This is a genomic window from Paeniglutamicibacter sulfureus (genome assembly GCF_030512175.1).
Lineage (GTDB): Bacteria > Actinomycetota > Actinomycetes > Actinomycetales > Micrococcaceae > Paeniglutamicibacter > Paeniglutamicibacter sulfureus.
In genome coordinates, this window is sequence record NZ_JAULBL010000002.1 from 122,839 (window position 1) to 147,629 (window position 24,791).

Sequence of the window (24,791 nt, forward strand, 5' to 3'; positions counted from 1 at the left end):
CACCACCTGACGGAAGATGACATGGGGCTGTTTACCAGGTTGCGGATGACCGCGTTCGGCCAGGCTGTCATCGACATGGCCAACGATCCGGCCTATGACGAATGGACGTTCTCCCGCAAGGTCCGTCACGCCTTGGACCAGGAGACCACGGCCCGGGCCCAGCGTCGGGTGGTGAAACTGCTCAAGGAGTCGAAAACGCCCAACCCGGCCGCTTGCATTGAAGAGATCCACTATCTGCCCGATAGGACGCTGAACCGGGAGGTCGTGGCACGGCTCGCGTCGTGCCAGTGGATTGAGCAGACGACGAATCTGGTGATCCTCGGGAAATCAAGTGTCGGCAAATCGTATTTGGCCCAGGCCTTGGTCAACGCGGCTTGCCGGCACGACCACACGGCACGCTACTTCCGGCTTGATGACCTGGCCAATAAGCTCGCGGTCTATCATCGGGCGGACTCCGAACGGCTGAAGTTCCTCGGAGACCTGCACGACTGCGATGTCCTGGTCCTGGATGATTTCCTGACCACGCCGATCAGCCCGGAGACTGCGAGCGAACTGCTCAATATCCTTGCAGGACGTGAACACCGGGGCGCCACGGTGGTGACGTCGCAGTTCGATCCCGAGGACTGGTACAAGTCGCTGCACGATGCGGTGATCGCCGAGTCAATCCTTAACCGCATTGTTTCCAGCAGTGAACTGATCCAGCTTGACGGGCCGAATATGCGCCGGCGCGCCCACGCCGATCAAGGAGCTGAGCCTGCAAGCTAAAGCGGTGGGGTGCTGGTGCGAGGGTTCGGGCACTACCGGGTCCTCGCACCAGTGCTACCGGTTCGTTCCACAGGCGTTACCGAAAGCTCCGTCCATACAGCTCCACGATCAGCTCGCGCTCGTACTCGGCCAGGGAGGCGAGCATGTTCAGCATCATCCGTCCGGTTGAGGTCGCCGGGTCGATCCCGTCCGAAATGGATCGGACGTTCACGCCGCGGTCGCGCAGCAGGTTCACGGTGTTCAGGACATCGACCAGGGAACGTCCGAGCCGGTCGACCCTCCAGACCACCACGGTGTCCCCAGCCTCGGCGTACTCCAACAGCTTCTTCATCCCGGGCCGATCGATCGTGGTCCTGCTTCCGGAGGTGACGTCGGCGAACACGTCGCGCTTCTGCACCCCGTCCTTGAGCAGCGCGTCAAGCTGCAACTGCGCTTCCTGGCTCGAGGTGCTCACCCGCGTGTATCCCAAATGTCTCACGCCATCTTTTTGGCTCAAAAACCCATCGAAGCCAACAGCTCGAGACGTTTTACGGCGGGACGACTTTTCGAGACGTTTTGCGCCCTGCCACCCCGGGCCAGGCTGGCGTTTTCCGAAGGCGACTGCACTGAGTTTCCAAAGACGTCTGCACTGCTGATGGGGACTGCAGGTGGATATCAGATGTAGCTGCAGATTTGTTCCGCCTCGCAGTTTCGCGGTTCTGCCGCCTCGGCAGTGGCATATTGTCCGGCCACGGCTGCTCGTAGAGCCGTTAGTTCTGCGATTTTCCGGTCTAGATCCATGATTTGATTGCCCAGGACGTCTCGGACATGGGTACAGGGCGGGTGGCCATCATCACGGATCTGAAGGATTCCTTGGATCTGCGCCAGAGTCAGCCCTGCAATCTGGCTGCGGCGGATGAATTCAAGACGGCTGGTCGTTTCGCGCCCATACTCGCGATAGCCATTGGTGGACCGTTCAGCTGCCGGAAGCAATCCCCGGTCTTCGTAGAACCTAATTGTCTTGGTTGTCATGCCGACAGCGGCAGCAACTTCACCGATCCGCATTGCGGGTCCTTCTTCTCAGTCCGAAAACGACTCTAAGCCTCCCACGGTACTGGAAAGTTGCCGGGTCCCGCCAAGCCCCATTTCACAGCTCCAGGGGGCTCTTGACCTTCCCGTGTAGTGGAAGGTGCAGACTAGGGGCACACCGGAAGAACACCGCTGTGTTCACTAAGACTCCTGGAGGAACAATGCCTGAGGCAGCACCGGATTTTGATTTGGCCGTGATCGGGTCCGGCGGCGGTGCCTTCGCCGCCGCCATCCGAGCCACCAACCTGGGCAAACGGGTGGTCATGATTGAACGCTCCACGGTGGGCGGGACCTGCGTGAACACTGGGTGTGTACCCTCCAAAGCCCTGCTGGCCGCCGCCGAGGCCAGGCATGTCGCATTGGATGCGACGGGAAGGTTCCCCGGGATCAGCACCACCGCCGCCGCGGTGGACATGGGTGCGCTGATTGACGGGAAACGCTCCCTGGTCGATGGTATGCGCTCGGATAAGTACGTGGATCTGGCCGCCGAGTACGGGTGGGACCTGCGTCAGGGTACGGCGGTGTTCGCCGGCACCCCGGAGGAACCGGCCCTGAAGGTCAAGGGACCCAATGGCACCCGTGATTCCCTGACGGCTGCCCATTATCTGGTCGCGACAGGTTCGGCCCCGTGGGCGCCTCCGGTGCCGGGGATGGATGAGGTTGACTACCTGACCTCGACCACGGCCATGGAACTGGACGAAGTGCCCGAGTCCCTGATCGTCTTTGGTGGCGGCTACGTGGCGCTGGAACAAGCGCATCTTTTTGCCCGCCTTGGATCCAAAGTGACCCTGCTGGCCCGCTCCCGGTTGGCCTCTCAGGAGGAACCTGAAGCCTCCCGCGCCCTGATGGGTGTCTTCGCCGACGAGGGTATTCGCGTGGTCCGCCGCGCGGCCGTGACATCGATCCGCACCAACCCGTCTGGGGCAGAAATGACTGTCACCGCCACGGTGGCCGGTGGCCAGGAGGAATTCCGCGCCGCAAAGCTGCTGGTCGCCACGGGACGCCGCGCCGTCACTCAAGGGCTCGACCTTGATGCCGTAGGCGTGAAAACCGGCGACACCGGCCAGATCCTAGTGGAGAAAACGCTGGTCAGCTCCAACCCCAGGATCTGGGCCGCCGGGGATGTAACCGGTCACCGGGAATTCGTCTACGTCGCATCCGCCCACGGAACCCTGATGGTGGAAAACGCATTCAACAACGCCGGACACCAGGTTGACTACCGCCACCTGCCCCGAGTGACGTTCACCAGCCCGGCCCTCGCCGCGGTGGGCATGACCGACGAGGAAGCGACCCAAGCTGGCATCCGCTGCGAATGTAGGGTCCTGCCCCTGGAATATGTCCCGCGGGCACTGGTGAACCGGGACACCCGCGGGTTCATCAAGATCGTCGCCGACAGCAGCACCGGCCGCATCGTCGGGATCACCGCAGTCGGAAAGGACGCCGGGGAGCTGGCCGCTGCCGGGGTGTACATCCTCGAGGCGGGCATGACCGTGAGCCAGGTCGCGAACCTCTGGTCCCCGTATCTGACGATGGCCGAAGGCATCAAAATCGCCGCCCAGTCCTTCACCACCGATGTCTCCAAACTCTCCTGCTGTGCCTCCTGATTTCGCAGGAAAGCCAAAGCCCGAGGGGCACCCATCTTAGAAGGGCGATCTACCGGCGCAGGTCTTTTCCGGAACCGACTGACCCCCGTCTCAATACCTTGGAAGTGGGACACTCCTACCAGGAATTCGAATCAGGGCGACACGCCGCCAAATTTCGTTCCATAATTAATGCCAAAAAAGCATACCAAAAGAAACGTATGAAACGAACTTTCGGTACAGTAGTCGCATGGATATCGGGTACGCGCGCGTGTCAACGGCCAAACAGGATCTTGACAGGCAGCTCGACGCGCTTCGCGCCGAGGGCATCCCCGCCAAACGCATCTACGTGGACAAGAAGTCCGGGTCGACCACCAACCGGCCGGGGCTCCATGAAGCCCTGGACCACGCCCGAGATGGCGATGTGATCGTCGTACACACCTTGGACCGACTGGGCCGCACCGTCCGGGACACCTTGAACCTCATCCACGACCTGGCCACCCGCGGCGTGGGGGTCCGGAATCTGGCCGATCCGATCCGCGTTGACTCGGCCAACACGGAAGACCCCATGTCCCAGCTGGCAGTTGTAATGCTGGCATTGTTCGGACAAATGGAACGAACCTATGCCATCGAACGGGCAGCACACGCCCGCGCCGTCGCCACCAGCAAGGGAAAACGCGTCGGCCGGCCCAGCGTTGTAGATCCGACAAAACTCGACTACGCGGTGCACCTGCGCGACGAAGGTCTATCCATCAGCCAGATCGTGGAGAAAACCGGCATTACCCGATCCAGTCTCTACCGTCATCTTCCACCGCGGCCGCCAGAGAAACTGACCGCCGCGGAGTGACGCGACACCCACTGAAATGCAGGGGTTTGATTGCTGGTGCAGACGCCTACGGGCCGGAATGCAGCTTGGTGCAGGGGACTTCGGAAAATGACAAGCTGATTATCGGATTGGGACTCGTGCCGATGTCTCAAAAAACTTTAGGTTTTCGAGACGCAGAGGACCGTGAACGTTTTAGCAGTATGGTCCCCGAATGAACTTTGCCGTTCTTTTGCCAGTCAGCGCTCGGATGACCAGTTCCCCAACAAATGGGCGAATCGAACAGTCACACCTGTAGCGGTTGGAGTGCAGTCAACTGCCAACTAATCCCTGAAAAGACGCCATCCTGAACAAACAATCACACCCAATACGACTGCTGTCTTCCGCGCTTACTAAGAACCGGTTTGAGGTGCTTCGCGAACGTTCTCGACCGGACATGTCGCTGATTAGTGTTGAATTTTCGGCAAACTCACAAACCCCCTACTACTTCCACGACGGCTTGAACCAGTGCTCGACGCTCTCCTCGATGAATCGTTGAACACGCGATTCCGGCTGAGCGGAGGGGCAGCGAGAAGGACCTGAAAGGGTGGTTCTAACACCGCTGGGGGTCTACGGTGGATTGCAGAAGTTCCCAGGGCTCAGGGCGCCTGGGCCACGTGATCAATCTGTGCTCAAGCGGTATTCCGGCGGGTTCGCTGCCAGCGCACGGACGCAGGGATGCCGGAGGAGCTGCGCAAGCAGGGCAGAATCATCGCCCCGGAAGCGGTAAGGATGAACAAGAAGGACCGGCAAAGATACTTTCAGACATTTGCCTACGGGCAACCGGTGAGAAGCCAAACCTAAGGAGAATCACAGTGGCCCACACCCACACAGCCACCGCCCCGGTGGGATGGGATAAAGCCGTCCGGCGAATACGCGAGGCGATTGCTTCCCAGTGGTTCAGGGCCCTGTCCGAAATTGACGTCCGCGCCACGTTTGCAGCGAAGTTTGGTACCAAAGCCGCAAAAACCGTTGGAGACTACCTGATCTGCGGTGCGTGCACCCCGGCAGTGCAGGACATCGCCAACGACGCCGGCACCCGGCTCCGCGCAGCTCTGGTCCCCATTGCCGCGGTGTGCCGCACTAGTCTGCCTTCATCGGTGACGCCAGGACCCGGCCAGATCCATCCCTGGTCTCACCGGACAACCAGCGGGCGGCTGGTGAGACCGCTGAATTTTCCGAGCCGGTTTTCCACACGGCGGAACATAGCACACGTTGCCGCTCGGACAAGGTTCCCAGCCGGGTGCCACCGAGAACCGTCAACCGGTACACCGGCTGAATCACGATACCGGCCGTTGCCGCAGGAAAGGAGAAGGAAAATGATGGATGGATATGGATATGGTTCGATGATGGGCTGGGTGTGGCTCTTCTGGGTGCTTCTGGTCATCGGTCTCGTCTTGCTGGGCATCCTTGCGGTGCGGTCTTTTTCAGGCGGGGCCAGCGACGGCAGGAGCGCCCGCCGGATTCTGGATGAGCGCTATGCCAGGGGTGAAATGACCACCGAAGAATACCGCGAACGCCTCAAGACCCTCAGGGACGGAACCTGATGCAGCCTCTGAGCCGTCGCGGCGCGCTGATCCTGGGAAGTCTCGGGGCAACGGCCGCAGCGACGGGTGCGGCAGGATTGCTGTGGAGCAGGGGCAGCGAGTTTCAGGCCGCCCGCGGGCAGGAGCTGGAGGAACCGCAGAACCTGCACAGCGCCGGTGGCCGGCTTCAACTGACCCTTTCAGCTGCCTCGGGAAAGGTAAGGATCGCCGGCAAGGATGCCACCGCCCTGTCCTACAACGGGTCCCTTCCCGGTCCCACCCTGTTCCTCCGGGCCGGAGACCGGCTGACCGTGACATTGGAGAACAGGCTGCGGGACCCGACCAATCTGCACGTGCACGGGCTGCATGTTTCCCCGCAGGGCAACAGCGACAATGCGTTGCTTGCCGTTGGTCCCGGCACGTCTTTTGACTATGAGTACCAGCTGCCGGCGGACCACCCGCCGGGAGTGTACTGGTACCACCCGCATCACCATGGCCTGGTCGCCGACCAGATTTTCGGCGGACTGTATGGGGCCATTGTCGTCCAGGATGACCGGGCCATACCGTCGAGCAGGGAACGGGTTTTGGTGATCTCCGATATTTCCCTGACTTCGGGCGGAAGAATCGCCGCCGTGTCGGTGATGGAGAAGATGATGGGACGGGAAGGTGCCCTGGTTCTCGTCAACGGGCAGTTGAACCCGCGTCTGGCGGCCCGGCCGGGCGAGCGTGAACGGTGGAGGATCATCAATGCCTGTACCGGTCGGTACCTGAAGCTTCGCCTGGATGGTCAGTCGCTGCAGGTTCTGGGTCTGGATTCCGGCCGCTTCAGGGTCCCAGCCGATGTCGAGGAGGTGCTGCTGGCCCCGGGGAACAGGGTCGATCTGTTGGTTACCGCCCAGGCAGGCACTGCCGTGCTGCGTGCCCTGCCCGTGAATAGGGGAAGCCTGGGGTCGATGATGGGCGGCAACGGGCCTCCGCGCTCACCGTTTGGCCCGTCCGGGGCGGTCCTGGCGACCTTCGCCGTCGCCGGTGCGCCCGTCGCCGCCCTCGCTCCTGTCCCCGAGCAGCAGGTGCCGCGGGACCTCCGGGCTGCGCCGGTCGCGGCCCGGCGCGAACTGGTCTTCGCCATGGGTATGGGCATGGGGCCGGGTGCCGGAATGATGGATTTCACCATCAACGGCCAGTCCTTTGACCCGGCCAGGGTCGATACCACTGTTTCGGCTGGCAGTGTCGAGGAATGGACGCTGAGGAACACCAGTCTTATGGACCACCCGGTGCATCTGCATGTGTGGCCCATGCAGATCATCGAACAGGCAGGCCTTCCCGTGGACACCCCCAGGTGGCAGGACGTGGTCAATGTTCCGGCCCGCAGCAGCGTCAGGGTGCGGATCGCTTTCGATGACTTCACCGGAAAAACCGTTTACCACTGTCACATTCTGGATCACGAGGACGCCGGGATGATGGGACTGATGGAAGCGCGATGAACAGATACCTTCCAGATTCCGCAACCGACGCGCCGCGCCCTCGCCGTGGGTAGTTGGCGCGGCTGGTAAAACAGCTTCATCAGATGGAAACACAACATGTTGTCGTGTTTCCATCTGATGAAGAACCGTTGACAGCCTCGCGGCCGAGCAGACAGGTGGCCCAAACTTGTGGGCAGGTCCAACATCGATGGCCCACACGGTGGAGGCTTGGCAGTGCGTGTCCATGAATCCTAACTGGCGCTTTAACCGTGATCCAGTGCGGACTCAGTAAAGCCGGCAAGAGTAGTGCGGAAGAATATGAATGAGCTGGTTCCGTTCTGGTGTCCGAAAAACAAGTGGGTTTTCGAGATGATCCGTTTTGGGCTTAGCCGCCCAACCGGACGGCGCGTGGGCGCCAACGCTCCCCATCGTTTACTCGCCTTGCGATCAGTGGTCGACGCCGGTGATGTCCTCACCACCGTCTGGCTCTTCGGCGCCGGCTGGTTCATGGTCTGAGGGACCGTCCGAGGACACCTAGCTCCGCGCAGAAACCGGCGCCAGATAGCGATGCGGGAACCGCGCCAGGGACCTTCGGTGAGAACCTAGATACCTACGTTTCCGGAAATTTCCTTCAATGCCGCCTGGAGCCTGGCGTCGGCTTCGTCGGCGACCTCGCGCGTGGCACCGCTCTGGCTGAGCTTCACCATGGTTTGCGGGTCAATGGCCTCGATGGTGGTTTCCGTGGCATCGGGAGCGCGACGCACCACGACATTGCATGGGAGCAGCGCGCCCAGCTGCGGTTCTGCGGTGATGCCGCGCTGGGCCAGTTGCGGGTTGCAGGCACCAAGGATGATGTAGTCCCCCACGGAGGCTCCGGCCTCCTGGCCCAGCTTTTGGGTGAAGGTCTCCTTCACGTCGATCTCCGTCAGGACACCGAATCCCTGTTCTGCCAAGGCGCCGCGTGTCCGTTCGACGGCGTCTTGCCATGACAGCGGGACGGTGATGGCGTGGGTGTAGGTCATTGCGGTGCTCCTGGGGTTGTGGTGTGGAAGAGTGCCGTGGGGAGTTGCATGCTCCGTCATGGCAGGGGTCCTCAGTTCTTCGCTCATGCTACGTGTTGGTGTGATCGTGCGGAAGCATTGGGGCGGTATCAACCGCGTGGTCCGGCTGGGGGTGTGGCGGGTGCGTTTCATACATGCGGACCGCGACGGCAAGGGCCGCCGCGGCGCTGAGGGTTGCGGCCATCCAGAGTGCCGCATGCAGCCCCATGAGGTCGGCTACGATCCCGCCAATGATGGCACCGACGGCATATCCGAGGTCGCGCCAGACCCGGTAGACGCCCACCGCGCGTCCCCTCCAAGAGGGATGGGCGACGTCGCCCACGGAGGCCAGTAGCGTGGGGTAGACCATGGCGGTTCCCGCGCCGAGCAATACGGTTCCCGAGGCCCAGGCACCAAAGCCGTCCCCGAGCGCGATGATCGCCAGGGCTGTGGCCTGGACCAGCATGCCGGTGGTGATGAGGTGTTTGCGCCCGATCCGGTCCGAGAGAGCACCGGTCGCCATTTGGCCGATGCCCCAGACCCCGGGATACAGGGCGAAAAGCAGGCCGATCTGGCCCATGCTGAGATCCGAAGTGGCGAACAGGAGGGGGAACAGGCCCCAGGAGAGTCCGAAGTTCAGGTTGTTCACCAGGCCGGCCAGGCTCGCCGAGGACAAGGCAGGTTCGCGGAAGCTGGTCAGGGCAAAGACCTGGCCGTTGGCTAGGTTGGCGTCCAGGCCATGCCGGGCGGAGGCGCCCCGGGCAGCCATGTTTCCGGCATCCAGGAGGGCATGTGGGTGGGTCTCCCGGACGAAAAGGCCCGACAGCAGCAGTGCCAAGGCGGTGTAGGCGATTCCCAAGAGGAAGGGTGCCGGACGCAGCCCGTACTGCTCGGCGAGGTATCCGGCCAGCAGGGAGGTGGCGGCCACGGCCCCGTAGCCGGCGGCCTCGTTCAGGCCCATGGCCAGGCCGCGCTGTGCCGGGCCCACCAGGTCGATTTTCATGATGACGGTGGTCGACCAGGTCAGGCCCTGGTTGATGCCCAGCAGCACGTTCGCGGCGACGACCCAGCCCCAGTCCGGCGCAAGGATGAGCATCAGCGGCACCGGGATGGCGAAAAGCCACCCGGCCAGCAGCACGGGTTTGCGTCCGTAGCGGTCCGAGAGGGTCCCGGCGAACCAGTTGGAGGTCGCCTTGGCGATCCCGAAGGCCGCCACGTAGGCAAACAGGAACGTGTATCCATTCAAACCGAACTCAGTGTGGGCGAGCAGTGGCAGGACGGTTTGTTGCTGTCCAACCATGCCCCCGACCAGCGCGTTGACCGCGACGAGCAGGGTAAACTGCGCCGCGTTGGCGCGCAAACCCAAGCTGGGGAGTGCCCTGGTGGACTGCTTCATGCTCGGTCTCCTGGTGTGCCGGGGCTGAAGGGCCGGACGGCGATGAGCCGGCGGTTAGTGGGCTTCGGTTGCCGTGGTGGTGGCGGGGGACCCCAGGGACGTGCGTCGCAGGGGGCATGCGGGGATGGCAAACCAGCACAGGGCCGCGGCCGTGGCGATTGCGGTGGCCGTGAGGCCCATGATGAGGTTGGCCGGGGAGGGTAGTTCCTGGACGAGGACGAAGACGCCCATGGCCAGGACGAAGAAGCCAAAGCCCTTGCGCAGGGCCGCTTCGGGGATGCGTCCGGCCAGGCGTGCGCCGAGGAAGGAACCGAGGATCGCTGCGGCCGTGACCCCGCCGACCAGCACCCAGTCCAGGGAGACCGTGGTGAGGTAGCCGCCGAGTCCGGCAAAGGACTTCATGGCGATAACCACCAGCGAGGTGCCGACCGCGACGGGCATCGACAGGCCGCCAAGCAGGGCGAGTGCCGGGACGACGAGGAAGCCACCGCCGGCGCCCACCAGCCCGGTGACCAGGCCCACGACCAGGCCCTCGATGATGACCTTGAATACGGGCAGCTCGGCGTCGTGGGTGGCGCCGGTGTGGTTCTTGCGGCCGCGGATCATGGCCAGGGAGGTGGCGACCATCATGAGGGCGAAGGCGATCATGAGGATGGTTCCGGGGATGTGGCCCCCCAGCAGCCCGCCGCCGAAGGCCCCTGCCATGCCGGCTGCGCCGAAGACCAGGCCGGTGCGCCATTGCACGCGTTTCTTGCGGGCGTGGGTCACGGCGCTGACCGCGCTGGTCGCTCCAACGACGAAGAGCGAGGCGGCGATGGCTTCCTTGGGGTTCATGCCTGCGACGTAGGTGAGGATCGGGACGGTGAGGATGGACCCGCCGCCGCCGAGCAGGCCGAGGGAGATCCCGATCAGCACCGAGAGCAGGAGGGTGAGTGCGAGGGTGAGGGTCATGGAGGCAGTCCTTGCCGGGTCAGGGGTGCGGGTCGGTGTGTGGGGGCGATGCGGTCGGGGCGTTCTTGTTAGCTGACGGGCAGCCCGGCGCGTTGCCAGGCGATCATGCCGCCGGCCATGGTGTCTGCGGTGTAGCCAGCCCCGGTGAGGGCGTCGGCGACGCGGGCACTGCGGTTGCCGCTGCGGCAGATGACGATGACCGGGCGGGACCGGTCGAGTTCGCCCAGACGCGTGTTCAACTCGCCCATGGGGATGTGGATGGCGCCGGGAATCATGCCCTCGGCGACTTCGAAGTCTTCACGGACATCGAGGATCTGGTCCGTAGCACGTCGGCCGTCGGTGTCGGTGATGGTGATTTCTGGCATGATTGCTCCTTCGGGGGCGTGTTCAAACGGTACGTGGTGGTTCCCGGGCACCGGATCCACTCGCCCCGGGCCCGGAAACCGGAGGAAAGCGATTGGCCGCGGGCCAACCGGGGGTTAGGACTTCTTGGCCGGAAGCTGGGCCATGACCGATTCACGGGTCGGCTCGTTCCCGGTCTTGTTCCAGGGCATCACGGCTAGGGCCTTGCCCATGGCGCAGGTGTTGGTGGCCGCGGAGAAGGTCAGGCCGGCACCGATGGCCCCTGCGACGGTGCGCAACTGCGGGGAGAGGAACTTGCCCCCGGCCAGGCCGGCCACCACGAGGGAACCGGCCACCATGCGCACCTGGCGTTCCAGGGCCCAGCGCTTGGACCCTTCGACGGTCTGGCCGCCGGCCTGCTGGTAGGCGGGAACCCCGCCGGACAGGACATGGGCGTTGCCGAAGCCGACCGATGCGAGGTTCGTTTTGGCTTCGGTGGCGCGCACGCCGGATTGGCAGACCAGCACCACCTTGGTGTCAAGCTTGGCCGCGAGTTCTTCGGTGTGTTCGGCCAGCAACGGGAGGGGCACGTTGTAGGAGCCCTTGATATGCAGGGTTTCGAATTCGGCGGCGGATCGCACGTCCAGCACCACGACGTCGGTGCCGTTGGCGATCCAGTTCTTGAGCTCTTCGGGACTGGTGCTCTGGGGGATGGTGGATTGGGGGGTGGTGTTCATGGCTTGCGGGCCCTTTCTGCCGGGCGTGGCGCCTGGCCGGTCCAGCATCCGGAAAAGGGGGATGCGGGACCGAGAATGAGTGGAATGGGTGGGGGTGTACGGGGCTTTAGGCGTCCTGCGTTTGCTTCCAGGAGGACCATCCGGCGTAGCTGCCCTCGAGCTCGATGACGTCGAACCCGGCGCGGCGCAGGGCGGAGGCGGCCACGGAGTTGCGGACCCCGGACTGGCAGTAGCTCACGATCACGCCGTCGGCCGGCAGTTGGTCGGTGTGCCAGAGCACCCGTCCGGCGTTGAGCTGTTCGGAGCCGGGAATGTGTCCGGCGGTGTGCTCGGACTTGTTGCGCACATCCAAGACGATGGCCGCATCGAACCCTGCCAGGTCGGCCGGGTCCAGGGTCTGCGGGGTGTAGGTCGGAAGACCCTCGAACGAGGTCACATATCCGGCGACGTTGTCGATGCCCACGCGGATGAGGTGGTCCCACATCTCCATGGCGCTCTCGCTGTCCGGAGCCAAGAGCACCAGCGGTCGCTGGTCCGTTTCCGGGTCCACGGCCCAGGCCCCGTAGCTTGCGGCTTTGGTGCCGGCGGGGATGTTCAGCGCCCCGGAGACGGTGCCCTGATGGACCTGGGTGTGGGGGCGGGTGTCGACCACGCCGATGTCATCCGCGGCCAGGGCGGTCGCGACGTCCGCGGTGGCCAGTTCTGCCAGCGGTGCGCGTTCGCCCAGGATGGCCGGGCCCTGGCGGTTTTCGCGCTTCATGCGGCCGAAATAGGCATGTGCGTCGGGCTGCCCGTCGAGCAGGGCCTCGACGAAGCCCGCCTCGTCGTTGGCCTCCAGGTAGGGACCCCACCATGCGAAGCTGCGCTCATACCCGACCGTGGAGGACGGGATCGCGCCCAGCGCCTTGCCGCAGGCGCTGCCGGCGCCGTGCCCGGGGTAGACCTGCACGTAGTCGGGCAGGGTCAGGAACTTTTCCTGGAGGGAAACGAACAGGTCGTGGGCCCCGGCGAAGCGGGTGTCGATCCCGCCAGCGGCCTCGTCGAGCAGGTCCGGGCGGCCCAGGTCGCCGGAGAAGACGAAGTCGCCCGAGAGCAGGAAGCCCGGTTTGTCACTGAAGGCGCCGTCGGTGACCAGGAAGGAAAGGTGTTCGGGGGTGTGTCCCGGCGTGTGCAGGGCGGTGGCGGTGATGTTTCCCAGGGTGATGGTGGACTGGTCAAGGAGGCGTTCGGCTTCGAATTCGTATTGCCAGTCCGGCCCGCCCTCGCCCGAAACGTAGATTGCCGCACCGGTGGCGGCGGCAAGTTCGCGGGTCCCGGAGAGGTAGTCGGCGTGGATGTGGGTCTCGGTGACGGCGGTGATCTTCATGCCGTTTTTCGCTGCAAGGTCCTGGTACACCTGGATGTCGCGGCGGGCGTCCACCACGAGGGCCTCGCCCTTGGCCTGGCAGCCGATGAAGTAGCTGGCCTGCGCGAGGTCTTCGTCGTAAATACGTTCCAGAAGCATGTCTCTCCTTGTTGATGGTCGTGGTTGGTTCGCCTACCCTCCATACCCCCAGGGGTATGAACTTCACTTCAAACGATAATACCCCTAGGGGTATGCGTCAAGTCATCCGCCGTCCAGACCCCAGGGTCGCTTGCCCCACAAAAAAGCGGCGGTCGGCACCATCCGCGCTGGCGCCGCCCACTGTTCGGCATGGGATGGCCGGGGCTTAGCGGCCAAAGAGGCGTGCGAAGAACCCGCCCTCCTTGCCGGTCCCCTTCGGGGCGTTCGGGTCGCAGGAGCAGCGTTCATTGCGTGGCACGTGGGCCATGACCTGCTTGACGTGCTGGCCGCATCCGGACCAGGTGATTTTTTGGCATTTGCGGCATTTGGTTGCTCGGCACATGTGGCGATTCCTTCGGTTTGGGATTGTCGATGGAGGCTCGTCCCTCCCCTGGTACTCGATTATGGCACATACCCCTAGGGGTATCGAGTATCCACTGTCAACGATACCCAGGAAACCCCCCGGGGTATACAATTGAGAAAAACCAACACCGGGAGGAACCCCATCATGGAACTTGAAGTGGACACCATGAAGCCCGTCATCAACAGGCTCAAGCGCGCCCAAGGACAGCTCAACGCGGTGATTCGCATGCTGGAGGAAGGCAGCGACTGCCGCGCGGTCGTCACCCAGTTGTCCGCCGCGTCCAAGGCCATCGATCGCGCCGGGTTTGCCATCATCGCCACCGGACTGGAGCAGTGCCTCAAAAGCGAGGACCCCACGGCCGACCGTGCCGACATGGAAAAGCTCTTTCTCTCGCTGGCCTAGCCCGTCGCATGGCATATTCCTGGCCGAATCGTTCAGCTCCCGAGACGGGCGGCTACCGACTCATGAATCAGCTTAAATAGTGGGTCCAACCGTCACTTGCGGCATGTTGCGCCGGCCGCCAAACGAGTTGAAACGCTGGGCACCCAGCACCTTCATCGGCATTTCTCGCGGTGACAGCTCGTTCTGCAATGGTTGCGAGCAATTTGAGGTTGAGAACCACATGCCCCGGAACGTGGCAGAACCAATCACCGAGGGCCAATTTATGCGAATGGCCAGCTACGAGGCTTGGTGCCAAGGAAAACGCCGGCACTGAAGTGGTGGCAGGAAAGCCCATCACCGCTTAGCGAGAGCACACCATTCAGTCTTCCGCGCCGTCCTCGTCGTCGTCGAGTCCGAGTGTGTCCGGATCACGGAGCGGGCGCAGGGTGCCGCCCGCCGGCTGGGTGGCGGTGAAGCTGTAGCGGCCGAGCAGGTTGAGGTTCTTGTGTTTGAGCGGGGAGAGCCGGGCCACGTCCTCGTCGCGGATCTCGTGGCCCTCGGTGCGGAGCTGGGCGACTGCGGCGTCGAGGTAGCGGGTCGTCCAGAGCACGACGGCATTCAGGACCAGGCCGAGCGAGCCGAGTTGGTCCTCCATCCCGTCGCGGTACGCCTGGTGAATGGTGCCCTTCTTGCCGTGGCAGATCTCCCGGGCCAACTTGTGGCGGGACTCCTGCACGGTGAGCTGCTTGTGCATTTGCCGCCGGTAGGTGTCATCCACGGGGTCCACAACGGCAAGCAGGTGCAGGGTCTTGGCGATCCGCCCGTATTCGGCGAACGCCTGGCCAAGCGGTGTGGGGCGGCCCTCGTGCCCGAACATCCGCAGCAGGTCATAGGCGCGCACCTGGTTGGTGACCAAGGAGCCGGCCACCCGCAGCATGTCCGGCCAAGCCGTGAGCACCTTGTTCACGTTCACTTTGTTGTTGCGGGCCAGTGCCTCCAACGCTCCGTATCCGTCTGCCGGCTCGGCGCCGGGCATTTGGGCCTTCCAGAACCGTTGGTCTTCGAGGTCTCTGAAGCGCGGGGAGAAGCGGTAGCCGAGCATCTTGAAAATCCCGAAGACCGTGTCGGAGTAGGAGGCATTGTCGGTGGCGACCATCTCGGGCTTCACCCCGCCGTCCAGGTTCAACAGGGCGTCCAGGATGAACAGGGAGTCACGTGGGGTGCCGGGCACCACCATCTGCCCGATGCCGGCCACCTGGTCGTTGATCGCGTTCAGCCAGGTGACGCCCTTCTTCTTTGCGAAGTACTTCGGCGAGGGCGCGGCGTTGATAGTGCGCACGGGAACGACGAAGCGCAGGCCGTCGACGGAGGCGAGCAGGCCCTTGCCCCAGAACTGCACGATGGGCACCCTGACTTGGGCTTCGATCAGAGCGGCGTTCGCCGCGGCGATGGTGGTGGTGCGCAGGTAGTACTGGTCAACGTGGACCAGCCGGGAGCGGGTGAGCGCCTCATGGCCCGGGTTGATCACCGGGGTCATGCCGATGTTGCAGGCTTCCGAGACAAGCAGCGCGACGATCGAGGTGCTCAGGTCCTTCATCCGGGTCTTGCCATCGCCCAGGTGCACGAAGGCGTCCAGGAATCCGGTCCAGGCGTTCACCTCGAAGAGCAGGTCCGGCAGGTCGATCTTCGGGAGCATCTTCTCCACCCGTCCGCGCAGCCACGCCAGCGACTTCGGCTCCCCGAGCGCGTGAAGCTTCTCCACATTCAGTTTCGCCCTCCCGCTGGGCTGCACCTCGATGCTGATCTTCGCGTCGTCACCGGCTTCTTCGAGGCGCTCGGCCATCTGCCTCCAAGTGGCATCCAGTACCTCGAGAAGTTCCCGCAGGTGCTGCTCGGCATCCTCCTCCAGGCTCAGGCCGGCCAGGATGTCCTCGCGCACCGCCTCCCACCCCGTGCCCATGAGCAGGCGGGCGCGTGGGTCAGACCAGCGGTGCGAGGGTGAGGCGAAGATGTCCCGACGCTTCAGGGCGCGGAAGAGCTGTTCCAGGACACACACCACGTACGCGTCGCGATCCACAGTCCCCTGGGGCAGCTCGGCGTTCGCATACACTGCCTGGTGCCAGTGCGGCGGCACGAGTTTGTCGTCGATCTCCCGGGGCAGCAGCGGCTTCTCGCCGACCTTCCGACGCGAGAGTGCCGGCAGCTTCTTCACCCCGGCCAAGATCCGTACCCCGCCGGTCGCGGCTTCCAGCGCCGAGGTCTCACCCAACAGCGACAGGAACGGCTTGACGGTGTTGTAGCGCAGTGCCAGCGCACCACGCAGTGCGGTTTGCGCCGAATCGCCGTCCTGGGGCACCAACGTCACCACGGTGGCGGCCGCGCCCGACATCACCGACCGGGGCGCGATCTCCTCCAACGCCCGCCACAGTGCAGCCACATCCACATCGCCACCGGCCTCCTCGATGGACTCCAGCTTCTCGATGAACACCTTCGCCGCCCTGGCCACAATCCGGGACGCCTTCTCCAACTGTGGCAGGGTGGACAGGCGCTGCTTGTCGGTGGAGCGCTTCGCGGTGCTGATCAGCCTGGTCGCCATCAGGATCTCGAACAGGTCAAGGGCATCATCGATCGCCTTGGCCTCCAGATGGCGCATCACCGCGGTGAGTATCGCCGTGCGCTTGGGTTCCGCGGTCCGCTCCAGCTTCGGGGCCTTGGTGCCCAGCCCGTACCGGGCCAGCACGGCGAGCCGGTTCGGCGGTATCTGTTCCAGTTTCAGCCGGCCCAGCCCGAAGGCGGCGATGTCCTCAACCCGCTGCAACGCACCCTTCATCGCGGTGCCGGTGCTCCGCGTTGGCGGTCGACGCATCCGCTCCAGTTCCGAGTACCGGGTGCCCTCCGGTGTTTTCAGCGTGGCAACCAAGTCCCCGGGCAGCGCCGGATCCGCCCGCAGGGCGGCCTTGGCAACCGTGGCGTGCAGCCGCTTCTCGGCGATGGTGCGGACCTCGGAAACCTGCCGGGCCAGCACGTTCACCCCGGGTAGCAGCACCCGGTGCCGACGCAGCCAACCCGCCGCGTGGTTGAACAACGCGACAGGTCCCTCGGCGTGCGTCCATGCCCGCCCGTGCAGGAACGCCCTGAACCTTCGGCCGTGGTCGGGGTCCTCGTACTGGTGGTAGCCGTACGCATCGCGGATCTCCCACGCGTGTTCGTACGCCGTCTTTGGCCGCTCGGTGTATTCCTTGAGGCAGGAGGGATCCTCAATCTCCAGCTGTGCCGCCAGATGCTCAACGACCGGCCACGGCACAGCCGAGGGGTCCTCCAGGAACAGCCCGATGTACCGGACCGTGCACATCTGCAGGGCGAAGCCCAGGCGGTTGTGGTCGCCTCGCCGCTTCGCGATCAGGCTCCGGTCCTCGTCGTCGAGGAAGAAGAAGCGCTCCAACTCGGGCCGCGTCGGTTCCTCGGCGAACCTTCCATAGGCCTCGGCCTGTTCATCAGTCAGAAATTCCACGGGCATGAGACTGACAATAGCCGCCCCACTAGTGATCGAAAGTCTTCCGACGAAAATCTGCACGAAACTCCGCGCAACCTGGATCGCCTGAGCTAAACAATCATGATCAAGTGCCTAGCGCCAACCGCTGTACCAGTAGTCCCCAAGGCCGGGATAGGCGCCGAGGACAACCCCTTCGGTCAGCTTCTGAAAATCACGCGGATTATTCCGAGCCGTACAGGTGACTGCCCCATGCCTTAGAGGCGTTCAGGCGGCCATCGGAATAACCCGGGAATCGGAACAATCCACGTAATCCCGAGGTCGGGATTACATCGATTTGCTCTTCTTCCACGTCGAGCAGCTGCGCTACGTGGTCGTGGAACTGAAGACCGGAAAGTTCCAGCCCGAATACGCCGGCAAGCTCCAGTTCTACATTGCCCTGGTCGATGACAAGCTCCGCCGCCCGGCCCACTCCCCCACCGTGGGGATCCTGATCTGCGGAAGCCGCAACGAACACACCGTCAGGTACGCCCTGAACCAGTCCAACACCCCCATGGCCGTGTCCACCTACACGTACGAGACCCTGCCTCCCGCTGAGCAACAGGCCCTTCCCGACGCCGACGAAATCACCGCCGCCCTGGACTGGGCAGAACCGGATAAGCCGTAACCCTGCCCCATGCGGCATTGGTTGACGCGTTTGAGGCACGGTCCCACCGCGAGTTTCGGGGAGAACCCCGGATCGTGGCACGAATGCCTCATCAAACCGCCGCCTTCAGGAAGATCCGGGTCATGACGCTCTCGAGCCGAGTCCTGACTCTGACCGGACAGCTGGAGACACTATCTGAGGCCAAGGGCGGCGCCGCCACCACCCCCTCAAGGAGGCCCAGTCATGAAGCAACTACTTCCCGGAGGTTTACATTTGACACAACGTAGGGTCTTCCCTGAGGTATTGACGTGAGGCAACAGGGGGGTGCCCCTGCCCCCGCAACACGCCGACACGCGCAGCGGGTTAAAGAATCTTTTCCATCGATCCCATGTCTTCGCATCAATTGAACCAACGCGGGTAAAGGTACCTTTCACACCTTTACCCCCCGTTGGTGTTGGCCATTTTAAAGCCCTAGAAGCTTGTAAACGCCCTGAACGAGCCCCTCCGCCGATATTTCAGGCGCGGAAAAAAGGTACCTTTCACCCACTAGGGCCCAATACCCCTGAAACACTCTCAAACCCCGGACTCGCGCGGGCAGATGGCCTTCACTGATCCGGAACTACCTAGTGGTAATTTGATGAGTAGTTGGAAACAGTTACAACCCCAACCCCTTGGCCACGCCAACACCGGCGGCCTCAGCAGGAGAGCAAAGGACAAAGACATGGCTGCATCAGGAAACCGCGGAGGCGGTCGTCGGAGTAAAGGCGAGCGCTCCTTCGTGGGTACTCGCGTCCCGGTCGAGCAACACGAAAAGCTGAAAGAGGCCGCCGCGCGGGAAAACCTCTCCATCAGCGAGTTCGTGGAGAACCTCATCGCCTCTGCTGTCGAAAGCCCGGTGCACTCCGGTGCTGGACGGAAAGGGGCAGGTCGACTAACCGTCTCAGCTTAAAAAATAAGGGCCCGCACGAAGCGGGCCCTTGGAAGTATGCGTTCCCCGTCTGAGTGCTTGCCGGCCTTTAGACGAAGAAACGATTCAGTTGTAGTTGAAAATGTTGTAGGCCTGCCAGCTTCCAACAATCCCATCAGCGGGCTTTTGCCTGCCATCCTCAGTAAGGATTAGTGCCATCGTACAACAGCGCCATGGGGTGCTGCCACCGGTGCTGTCAAAATCTTCTGGGCGAGTCGCTTCGGCTTACCCAGAAGCCGATGCGGCTTGGTCTTCGCTCACTCCCCTGATTGCCGGGCAGCCGCGCGTCCGTATTTCGCGTGACGGCGGTAAGAACTACCCCCAACGCTTTGAGCGCGATCTCACAGAATCGCGACCCGTTCAACCGGCAGCGGTGCTGATCTACGGGCGCGACGGTTTGTGCCGGACTTTGGCGCTCGACTTTGACTCGTCGGTATCCGGTGGCGAGGCCAGGGTTGAGGCCGACGTCCGGGCGGTCACCATCTTGTTGTATGACCATGGCGCACGTTGGATCGAGGATCGATCCCCCAACGGCGGACGGCACATCTATGTTCCGTTGTCCGAGCCGATGACATTTCTCCAGGCACGCGCCATGGTTGAAGCCTTGGCGACCCGCTACCGATCCCTGGACCCGACTCCACACCAAAACCTTCGGCATGGCTGCATCCGTACGCCCGGCGCGACGCACAAATCCGGCGGAACACAGCAGCTAGCCATGAGCTTGTCGATGGCCATGGACGTAGCAACCAACCGCAATGCGGCTGCAGTAATGTCCCGGCTGGCCAGATCACTGCACGCCGAACTGGAGGCAGTGGCCAAAGAACGTGTGACCACCGAACAGGTGCCGGCTGTCGCCCCCAGTGGCGCACCAGAAATCATGTCCCGTCGAATCATGGTCATTGCCACCCAGGGCACCTATGAAACCTCGCGGTACGAGAGCCCGTCAGAAGCTCGCCAGGCTGTCCTGGTGGCTGCTGCGGCTGCGGGGATGCAGCTCACTGATATCCAGCGCCGCATTCAGCAAGGCGTCTGGCCTGGGTTGGCACAGTTCTACACCCGATACTCCCCCAGCCAACGTGGGGGCAGCTTGCGCAGGGATTGGGCGAGAGCAGCCAAATTCGTGGGATCAAACCCCGGAAACAAGCATGTCCTTAAAACCAACACAAGCGAGCCATCTTCACAGGGGGGGTGGGTACAAGGCTTTGAACCCGGATCAGATAACGAGCATCGTTTCATTCGTTCCTGGCGTGGTGCCCTCGCCCTGTCCGAAACGCGCTACCAAACCAGCAGGATTGGTCTGGGACGGCGCTTGGTGCTCCGATCTTTAGGGGCTGCTGCACATATGAAGGGAAGTCGTGTCGTTGAATTCGGGGTTCGGTCGTTGGCTATTTCATCCGGTATCGAACCCACCGCCGTGGCAGCTCATCTGCGCGCTCTACGGTCCGAAGCGGACCCACTGATTCGTCACGTTGGCGAAGCGCGGGGTATCCATGGAGACCAGTATGAACTGGTGATCCCCCAACATCTTCAGGATGTGGCCGACAAGCGCTCGTGGCCAGCCGGTAAGCTTCACGCCTTACGCCCAGCTTTCAGGGAGCTGGGCTCCGCGGCCGCCTTCGTTTACGAGGCCTTGGAGGACCTACCCACAACTCCCCCGGTGAGCGACATCGTCCGACGGACCGGACTGAGTCGAAGCGCCGTCCATGGAGCCCTTGAAGTGCTCGCCGCCTGGTCCCTGGCCGAGCGGACGCCCGCGGGCTGGTCGATAACCCTTGGAACGAACCTGAACGCCGTGGCGGAGGTCCTTGGCGTCTTGGAGACTGTTCTTGAGCAGGTGATCCGCTACAAACAGCAGCGTGAGCTGTGGCGCGAATGGCTGGCACGCCGAGGCTCGGGTCTGGTCATGCTTCCCTCCCCCGAGGAAGACTACCCCTGGGAACAATTCTGTGGGCCACCGGATGATTGGACGCTGTCTGATTTGGCGCTGCGCGCTGCCGGATAGGAGCTAGGTGGTGTGACGAGTTTGCCGCCACTCTCCGCGCTGCGCGATCCATCTGGTGGGCGGTTTGCGCAAATGGTGGAAAAAGCACCTTTGTTTCCCGTGACATTGTTCGATTGATCTAGAGTCGCGGTGGGACCTCGGAGGCGGGGTTCGTCCTGTCGGGAAAATGCGCCAGTTCAACTTCACTCCCCCGGCCGACAGGCACGCCCTGGAAATTCGGTGTGAAAGGTACCTTTCACACCGCTGACACCCCTTGGTGCGGAAATTCAGACACAAGCTCGACGTCAAATGCGTTCATGCAACGAATCAAACGATGGCACTGCGCTGCGCGATGCCCGGTAGCCCAGTGCTGGGCACCGCGCGCGAAAGGAAATCTTGTTTCCCTTGACACCGCTGGTGCCTATCCCGCGGGTGCCCCCCGCCGATTTATCACCAGTTCCCTAAAGGACCTTCAGCGCAAAGAGTACCTTTAATCCATGCGATGTACGCTGGGCCTGCGGAGACAGAAGGTACCTTTCTTCGCATTCACAATTCCGGCCTTAACGTTGACAACGAGGATCTACACGGCGCTGTCGTGCGGCGACAGAGCAGGGCTAAAGGTGCGAATGGGCCCACTAGGCCAAGCCAGGGGGCTGCACGCTTGAGTGGTTCGTGGCCGGTCACGAACTCAGGCACCATAACCCATACCTGCCGGCGCTCATTGGTGGAAATGATGTCAATGGAACCGTGGCCGGGAATCATACGAATCGCGCTAAAGGTACCTTTAGCACTGGGGGCGCTAGAGGGGATGAAGTTGGTGGCACCTCGTCCGGCAATCGAACCCTTGGAATGAAAGGTACCTTTGTGGGCAATGGGGACCAAGGATTGCAAGGCTATAGTTCCTTCTGGGCTAACCCCACTAAGGTACCTTTCCCACTGAAGGCACTTGGGGCTTGAGCAATCTTCTGATCGACTTCGCGAGCAGTCGCTATAATCCTTCGGCACTACCGTAGAAACATGCGGATTATCTCCCGATGCGGCGGAGAGCTCCAGGGGATCGGACCCCTATTCGACTTCAACCCAGGAGTTGCTATGCCACGATTGACCACAAAGGTACCTTTACCTCTTGTGGAACCTTGGGTCTCTAACACTCCTATGGGAATTCAATGGTGGGAAAGGACGCTTTCGTAGTAAAGGTACCCTTAAATTCTCGAACTCTCTGCGTACTAACGCGGGGAAAGGTGCCTTTTACTTCAAGCGAGCTCAATGGGCGGAATGGCACTAAAGGTACCTTTTCTGCAATCTGTAACTTTTTCTGAAACGTTGGGCGTGGCGCGTGGCGGCGCATGCTGTTTCACGTCTAGCGTGGCATTAACAAATGTGGGTTGCCGGCCCGTTTCGCAGAGGTATGCCCTCTGCTGGTTCGGCGACCTCTCACCAGAACAGGTCGGGGAGTAGTAGATGGCATCGAGAATCATCGCGGTATGCAACCAGAAGGGCGGAGTCGGTAAGACCACGCTTGTCACCGGGCTTGCCGAAGTGTATTCCCGCGATCACGGTAAACGCGTCCTGATCATCGACGCGGATCCCCAGAAGAACACCACCTCGGCGATGGGCATTCACGATCCTGAATTCACGCTCAACGATGTTCTCTATGGGGACGAAGCAGCCAACCATAAGATCACGCCAGGAGTAGCAGGAGATGCAATCATCCCGGCGGGGGCAGCCTGGCAAGGTGACTTCCCGGAATTGGGTGTGATTGCCTCGGAGCGCAACCTGGCCTCCCGTGAACGTGACTCGATGATGGCCCGTGAGCGTCGCCTGCACAACGCACTCAAAGGCGTAACCGATAACTACGATGTAGTGCTAATCGATTGTCCTCCATCCCTGGGTTTGCTTACTGTCAATGCGCTGACCGCCGCGACCCACGCCCTCTTTGTCAGCGAGCCACGCGTTTCATCGGTCGAAGGGCTGACCGAGATCATCACCACCGTCGCCGAGGTGCAGGAAAATTTGAACGAGAACCTGGACGTAGCCGGGATCGTGGTCAACAAGCTCCGCAGGGGTCGCACCGACCAAGAGCAGTGGGTTCGCAAGATGCGCAGCGATTATGGCGACCTGGTGCTGGATCCAGGACTGCCGGACCGTGAAATATTCGCCAAGGCCCAGGCCGCCGCTTTGCCACTAGGTAGTTATGGGCGCTCTGCAGATTTGATCCTGGACCCCCTGCGCCGTTTGGCCACTGCGGTCTGGAAAGGTACGACGGTATGACGACTAGTCCGGGCCGCGGGGGCAGCGGGGGGGATGCGCTCAGCCGGCTGAAACGCCCGAAGCTGGCCAAGGCCAACGATCGCAGTGTAGTAGAGGAAATGACCGCCTCGGAGACTGCTTCGCCGACCATAGCGCCGGTGGAGTCGCCGGTGCATGTGGTGCCAGAACCGGCTCCTGTTGAGTTCCCTGCGCACACGTCCGGTGTCAAACCCATGCCGCAAACAGCGCCCGTGGAAGTAGACGAGAAGCGTGCTACGCCCCGGCGCAAAATGTCTTTCGCGCCCACCCAGGACGAGCACGATCGCATCCGAAGTGCGTTCATGTCCACCCGGCACCATACCCGCTATGCGACCCTGAACGACTTCCTGCGCGCCGTTGTACTCGAAGAATGCGCACGGCTGGAAGATGAACACAATGGTGGAGCAGAATTCGACTGGAAAGAGGCTGAAATTCCTAAGGGCCGCCCGCTGAGGTTCTAGCCTCGGATGACCCATCGGGGATACTAGCTGCCGTTGATGGCGGGGGAGTCCTTGGCGCCCGGAACGATTGCCAAGGCCCTCAACACAAAGTTCCGCATATCGGGGTCTTCACTGCCGATACTGCCAGGCTGCCGTTGCTTCCGGTGAACACTGCCTCCATGCCCCTGGCCGTGATTTCGGCCGCGGAGTGGTCGTAGACACGACCCGTGCAGCGTGCGCGAAATGATCTCGCCGGCACTTCTCCTTCTGGGGATCCGGTCGATTCCAGGGGTTGAAAGGTTCAGTCCGCTAGCGTGGTGCGTCAGGTGCGGAGACCGGCCTCAAGGTCGTAGAGCCCATCGATCGTGCATTCATGGCGGTGCGTCAAATAGTGCCTGGCCACGTCCAGATCCTGGGTCGTGCCCTCCATATACAAGCTGCAGTTGCCGCCAACCCTGATCACGGAATGGGAGGGCAGGGCAAGGATCCTGCTCCCTATATCAAGATCGCACGTGACATGCCCAAAACGACGTAGCTGCAGTTATCGGCGATTGAATAGGAACTGCCCCCGGAATCAGGTCTCTCGCAAAGCACCGGTACGATTACCGGCACGGTTCACCTGAGTCAAAGTAGCTTGCAAAGCATTCATTCTTGGCCGTCCCTATCTGCCTCAGTCCACTGGTCGGAAGCCAAGCGCTTCGATATTGTTGGGAACACCCAAATACTTGCCTCACGGCAAACAGTGTTTCTCTCTGTGGGGAACACCGCGGCCCCCTGGCTTTGTCTCCGGGGGGCCGCACTTTTATGCCCTGGGGGCGACGGATGAAGAGCAGTCGCTCGCCATTCTTGAGAGAACCCTGCAATTACGCGAACGCGGCCTCGCGGTCCCCGGCTTCAGCGGTGGCTTCCCGGTAGCCGGAATCGGGCCGCTCGCGGGTATCGATCATTCCAACCAGCTTC

Annotated in this window: 21 protein-coding genes and 2 pseudogenes; 13 read left to right on the top strand and 10 right to left on the bottom strand. The window is 62.6% G+C overall.

What is annotated here, in order from left to right; translation table 11 throughout:
* Positions 1–21 precede the first annotated feature (21 nt).
* Entirely contained in the window at positions 22–765 is a 744-nt protein-coding gene (locus tag Q2T94_RS07225) for an ATP-binding protein (protein WP_302262616.1), read from the top strand.
* A gap of 100 nt (positions 766–865) precedes the next feature.
* Here the strand turns inward: Q2T94_RS07225 and Q2T94_RS07230 are convergent.
* Together Q2T94_RS07230 and Q2T94_RS07235 are read right to left on the bottom strand one after the other, a co-directional pair.
* Positions 866–1,243 (bottom strand): annotated as a pseudogene (locus Q2T94_RS07230) (recombinase family protein); the annotation flags it as partial.
* A 176-nt stretch (positions 1,244–1,419) separates the two neighbouring features.
* Positions 1,420–1,809 (bottom strand): heavy metal-responsive transcriptional regulator, encoded by a 390-nt coding sequence (locus Q2T94_RS07235; RefSeq protein WP_302263465.1) that lies wholly within the window; start codon positions 1,807–1,809, stop codon positions 1,420–1,422.
* Between the two features lie 185 nt (positions 1,810–1,994).
* Here Q2T94_RS07235 and merA point away from each other — a divergent pair, with 185 nt between their 5' ends.
* The 6 genes and pseudogenes from merA to Q2T94_RS07265 all read left to right on the top strand — a co-directional run bounded on the left by merA (position 1,995) and on the right by Q2T94_RS07265 (position 7,780).
* Complete coding sequence (gene merA / locus Q2T94_RS07240) at positions 1,995–3,437, top strand: mercury(II) reductase (protein WP_302263466.1); 1,443 nt, start codon at positions 1,995–1,997, stop codon at positions 3,435–3,437.
* A 226-nt stretch (positions 3,438–3,663) separates the two neighbouring features.
* Positions 3,664–4,260, top strand: a complete 597-nt coding sequence (locus Q2T94_RS07245; RefSeq protein ID WP_302263467.1) for a recombinase family protein — start codon at positions 3,664–3,666, stop codon at positions 4,258–4,260.
* Between the two features lie 860 nt (positions 4,261–5,120).
* Positions 5,121–5,285: pseudogene (locus Q2T94_RS20675) on the top strand (DUF302 domain-containing protein); the annotation flags it as partial.
* A gap of 309 nt (positions 5,286–5,594) precedes the next feature.
* Positions 5,595–5,822, top strand: a complete 228-nt coding sequence (locus tag Q2T94_RS07255) for an SHOCT domain-containing protein (protein ID WP_149619686.1) — start codon at positions 5,595–5,597, stop codon at positions 5,820–5,822.
* Complete coding sequence (locus tag Q2T94_RS07260) at positions 5,822–7,285, top strand: multicopper oxidase family protein (protein WP_149619628.1); 1,464 nt, start codon at positions 5,822–5,824, stop codon at positions 7,283–7,285. The genes Q2T94_RS07255 and Q2T94_RS07260 overlap by 1 nt, the downstream gene beginning before the upstream one ends.
* Before the next feature lie 297 nt (positions 7,286–7,582).
* On the top strand, positions 7,583–7,780 hold the full coding sequence (locus Q2T94_RS07265; RefSeq protein WP_149619627.1) for a hypothetical protein: 198 nt from the start codon (positions 7,583–7,585) through the stop codon (positions 7,778–7,780).
* An 86-nt stretch (positions 7,781–7,866) separates the two neighbouring features.
* Here the strand turns inward: Q2T94_RS07265 and Q2T94_RS07270 are convergent, their stop codons facing one another.
* From Q2T94_RS07270 to Q2T94_RS20680, 7 genes are all read right to left on the bottom strand, one after another.
* Entirely contained in the window at positions 7,867–8,286 is a 420-nt protein-coding gene (locus tag Q2T94_RS07270) for a DUF302 domain-containing protein (RefSeq protein WP_149619626.1), read from the bottom strand.
* 88 nt (positions 8,287–8,374) lie between these two features.
* Complete coding sequence (locus Q2T94_RS07275) at positions 8,375–9,700, bottom strand: MFS transporter (RefSeq protein ID WP_149619625.1); 1,326 nt, start codon at positions 9,698–9,700, stop codon at positions 8,375–8,377.
* 54 nt (positions 9,701–9,754) lie between these two features.
* Complete coding sequence (locus tag Q2T94_RS07280) at positions 9,755–10,651, bottom strand: sulfite exporter TauE/SafE family protein (RefSeq protein WP_007273059.1); 897 nt, start codon at positions 10,649–10,651, stop codon at positions 9,755–9,757.
* Positions 10,652–10,719: 68 nt separating this feature from the next.
* Positions 10,720–11,016, bottom strand: a complete 297-nt coding sequence (locus Q2T94_RS07285) for a rhodanese-like domain-containing protein (protein WP_007273060.1) — start codon at positions 11,014–11,016, stop codon at positions 10,720–10,722.
* A 114-nt stretch (positions 11,017–11,130) separates the two neighbouring features.
* Entirely contained in the window at positions 11,131–11,730 is a 600-nt protein-coding gene (locus Q2T94_RS07290) for a rhodanese-like domain-containing protein (RefSeq protein WP_007273061.1), read from the bottom strand.
* Positions 11,731–11,836: 106 nt separating this feature from the next.
* Positions 11,837–13,234 carry an MBL fold metallo-hydrolase gene (locus Q2T94_RS07295; protein WP_149619624.1) on the bottom strand — a complete coding sequence of 466 codons (1,398 nt, stop codon included), beginning with the start codon at positions 13,232–13,234 and terminating at the stop codon, positions 11,837–11,839.
* Positions 13,235–13,439: 205 nt separating this feature from the next.
* Positions 13,440–13,616, bottom strand: a complete 177-nt coding sequence (locus Q2T94_RS20680) for a DUF8730 family Cys-rich protein (RefSeq protein WP_188109205.1) — start codon at positions 13,614–13,616, stop codon at positions 13,440–13,442.
* Between the two features lie 165 nt (positions 13,617–13,781).
* Between Q2T94_RS20680 and Q2T94_RS07300 the strand changes: the two genes are divergently transcribed.
* Positions 13,782–14,039, top strand: a complete 258-nt coding sequence (locus Q2T94_RS07300; RefSeq protein WP_007273064.1) for a metal-sensitive transcriptional regulator — start codon at positions 13,782–13,784, stop codon at positions 14,037–14,039.
* 358 nt (positions 14,040–14,397) lie between these two features.
* Here the strand turns inward: Q2T94_RS07300 and Q2T94_RS07305 are convergent, their stop codons facing one another.
* Complete coding sequence (locus tag Q2T94_RS07305) at positions 14,398–17,535, bottom strand: Tn3 family transposase (RefSeq protein WP_302263468.1); 3,138 nt, start codon at positions 17,533–17,535, stop codon at positions 14,398–14,400.
* Positions 17,536–17,845: 310 nt separating this feature from the next.
* On the opposite strand from Q2T94_RS07305, the gene Q2T94_RS07310 reads away from it, so the two are divergent.
* The 5 genes from Q2T94_RS07310 to Q2T94_RS07330 all read left to right on the top strand — a co-directional run bounded on the left by Q2T94_RS07310 (position 17,846) and on the right by Q2T94_RS07330 (position 23,852).
* Positions 17,846–18,175: a PDDEXK nuclease domain-containing protein gene (locus tag Q2T94_RS07310; protein ID WP_367281530.1), complete on the top strand. Its 330-nt coding sequence runs from the start codon at positions 17,846–17,848 to the stop codon at positions 18,173–18,175.
* 757 nt (positions 18,176–18,932) lie between these two features.
* A complete protein-coding gene (locus tag Q2T94_RS07315) occupies positions 18,933–19,103 on the top strand; it encodes a hypothetical protein (RefSeq protein ID WP_302263469.1) in 171 nt (56 codons plus the stop codon).
* A gap of 208 nt (positions 19,104–19,311) precedes the next feature.
* Positions 19,312–21,123: a helix-turn-helix domain-containing protein gene (locus Q2T94_RS07320; RefSeq protein ID WP_302263470.1), complete on the top strand. Its 1,812-nt coding sequence runs from the start codon at positions 19,312–19,314 to the stop codon at positions 21,121–21,123.
* 1,440 nt (positions 21,124–22,563) lie between these two features.
* Positions 22,564–23,373, top strand: coding sequence for a ParA family protein (locus Q2T94_RS07325; protein ID WP_302263471.1), 810 nt, complete (start codon positions 22,564–22,566; stop codon positions 23,371–23,373).
* Positions 23,370–23,852, top strand: a complete 483-nt coding sequence (locus Q2T94_RS07330; protein WP_302263472.1) for a ParB family protein — start codon at positions 23,370–23,372, stop codon at positions 23,850–23,852. The genes Q2T94_RS07325 and Q2T94_RS07330 overlap by 4 nt, the downstream gene beginning before the upstream one ends.
* Positions 23,853–24,791 lie beyond the last annotated feature (939 nt).

Coding starts and splice junctions, on each gene's coding strand:
- Q2T94_RS07225 (WP_302262616.1), top strand. CDS start 22: ATGGGGCTGTTTACCAGGTTGCGGATGACCGCGTTCGGCCAGGCTGTC.
- Q2T94_RS07235 (WP_302263465.1), bottom strand. CDS start 1,809: ATGCGGATCGGTGAAGTTGCTGCCGCTGTCGGCATGACAACCAAGACA.
- merA (WP_302263466.1), top strand. CDS start 1,995: ATGCCTGAGGCAGCACCGGATTTTGATTTGGCCGTGATCGGGTCCGGC.
- Q2T94_RS07245 (WP_302263467.1), top strand. CDS start 3,664: ATGGATATCGGGTACGCGCGCGTGTCAACGGCCAAACAGGATCTTGAC.
- Q2T94_RS07255 (WP_149619686.1), top strand. CDS start 5,595: ATGATGGATGGATATGGATATGGTTCGATGATGGGCTGGGTGTGGCTC.
- Q2T94_RS07260 (WP_149619628.1), top strand. CDS start 5,822: ATGCAGCCTCTGAGCCGTCGCGGCGCGCTGATCCTGGGAAGTCTCGGG.
- Q2T94_RS07265 (WP_149619627.1), top strand. CDS start 7,583: ATGAATGAGCTGGTTCCGTTCTGGTGTCCGAAAAACAAGTGGGTTTTC.
- Q2T94_RS07270 (WP_149619626.1), bottom strand. CDS start 8,286: ATGACCTACACCCACGCCATCACCGTCCCGCTGTCATGGCAAGACGCC.
- Q2T94_RS07275 (WP_149619625.1), bottom strand. CDS start 9,700: ATGAAGCAGTCCACCAGGGCACTCCCCAGCTTGGGTTTGCGCGCCAAC.
- Q2T94_RS07280 (WP_007273059.1), bottom strand. CDS start 10,651: ATGACCCTCACCCTCGCACTCACCCTCCTGCTCTCGGTGCTGATCGGG.
- Q2T94_RS07285 (WP_007273060.1), bottom strand. CDS start 11,016: ATGCCAGAAATCACCATCACCGACACCGACGGCCGACGTGCTACGGAC.
- Q2T94_RS07290 (WP_007273061.1), bottom strand. CDS start 11,730: ATGAACACCACCCCCCAATCCACCATCCCCCAGAGCACCAGTCCCGAA.
- Q2T94_RS07295 (WP_149619624.1), bottom strand. CDS start 13,234: ATGCTTCTGGAACGTATTTACGACGAAGACCTCGCGCAGGCCAGCTAC.
- Q2T94_RS20680 (WP_188109205.1), bottom strand. CDS start 13,616: ATGTGCCGAGCAACCAAATGCCGCAAATGCCAAAAAATCACCTGGTCC.
- Q2T94_RS07300 (WP_007273064.1), top strand. CDS start 13,782: ATGGAACTTGAAGTGGACACCATGAAGCCCGTCATCAACAGGCTCAAG.
- Q2T94_RS07305 (WP_302263468.1), bottom strand. CDS start 17,535: ATGCCCGTGGAATTTCTGACTGATGAACAGGCCGAGGCCTATGGAAGG.
- Q2T94_RS07325 (WP_302263471.1), top strand. CDS start 22,564: ATGGCATCGAGAATCATCGCGGTATGCAACCAGAAGGGCGGAGTCGGT.
- Q2T94_RS07330 (WP_302263472.1), top strand. CDS start 23,370: ATGACGACTAGTCCGGGCCGCGGGGGCAGCGGGGGGGATGCGCTCAGC.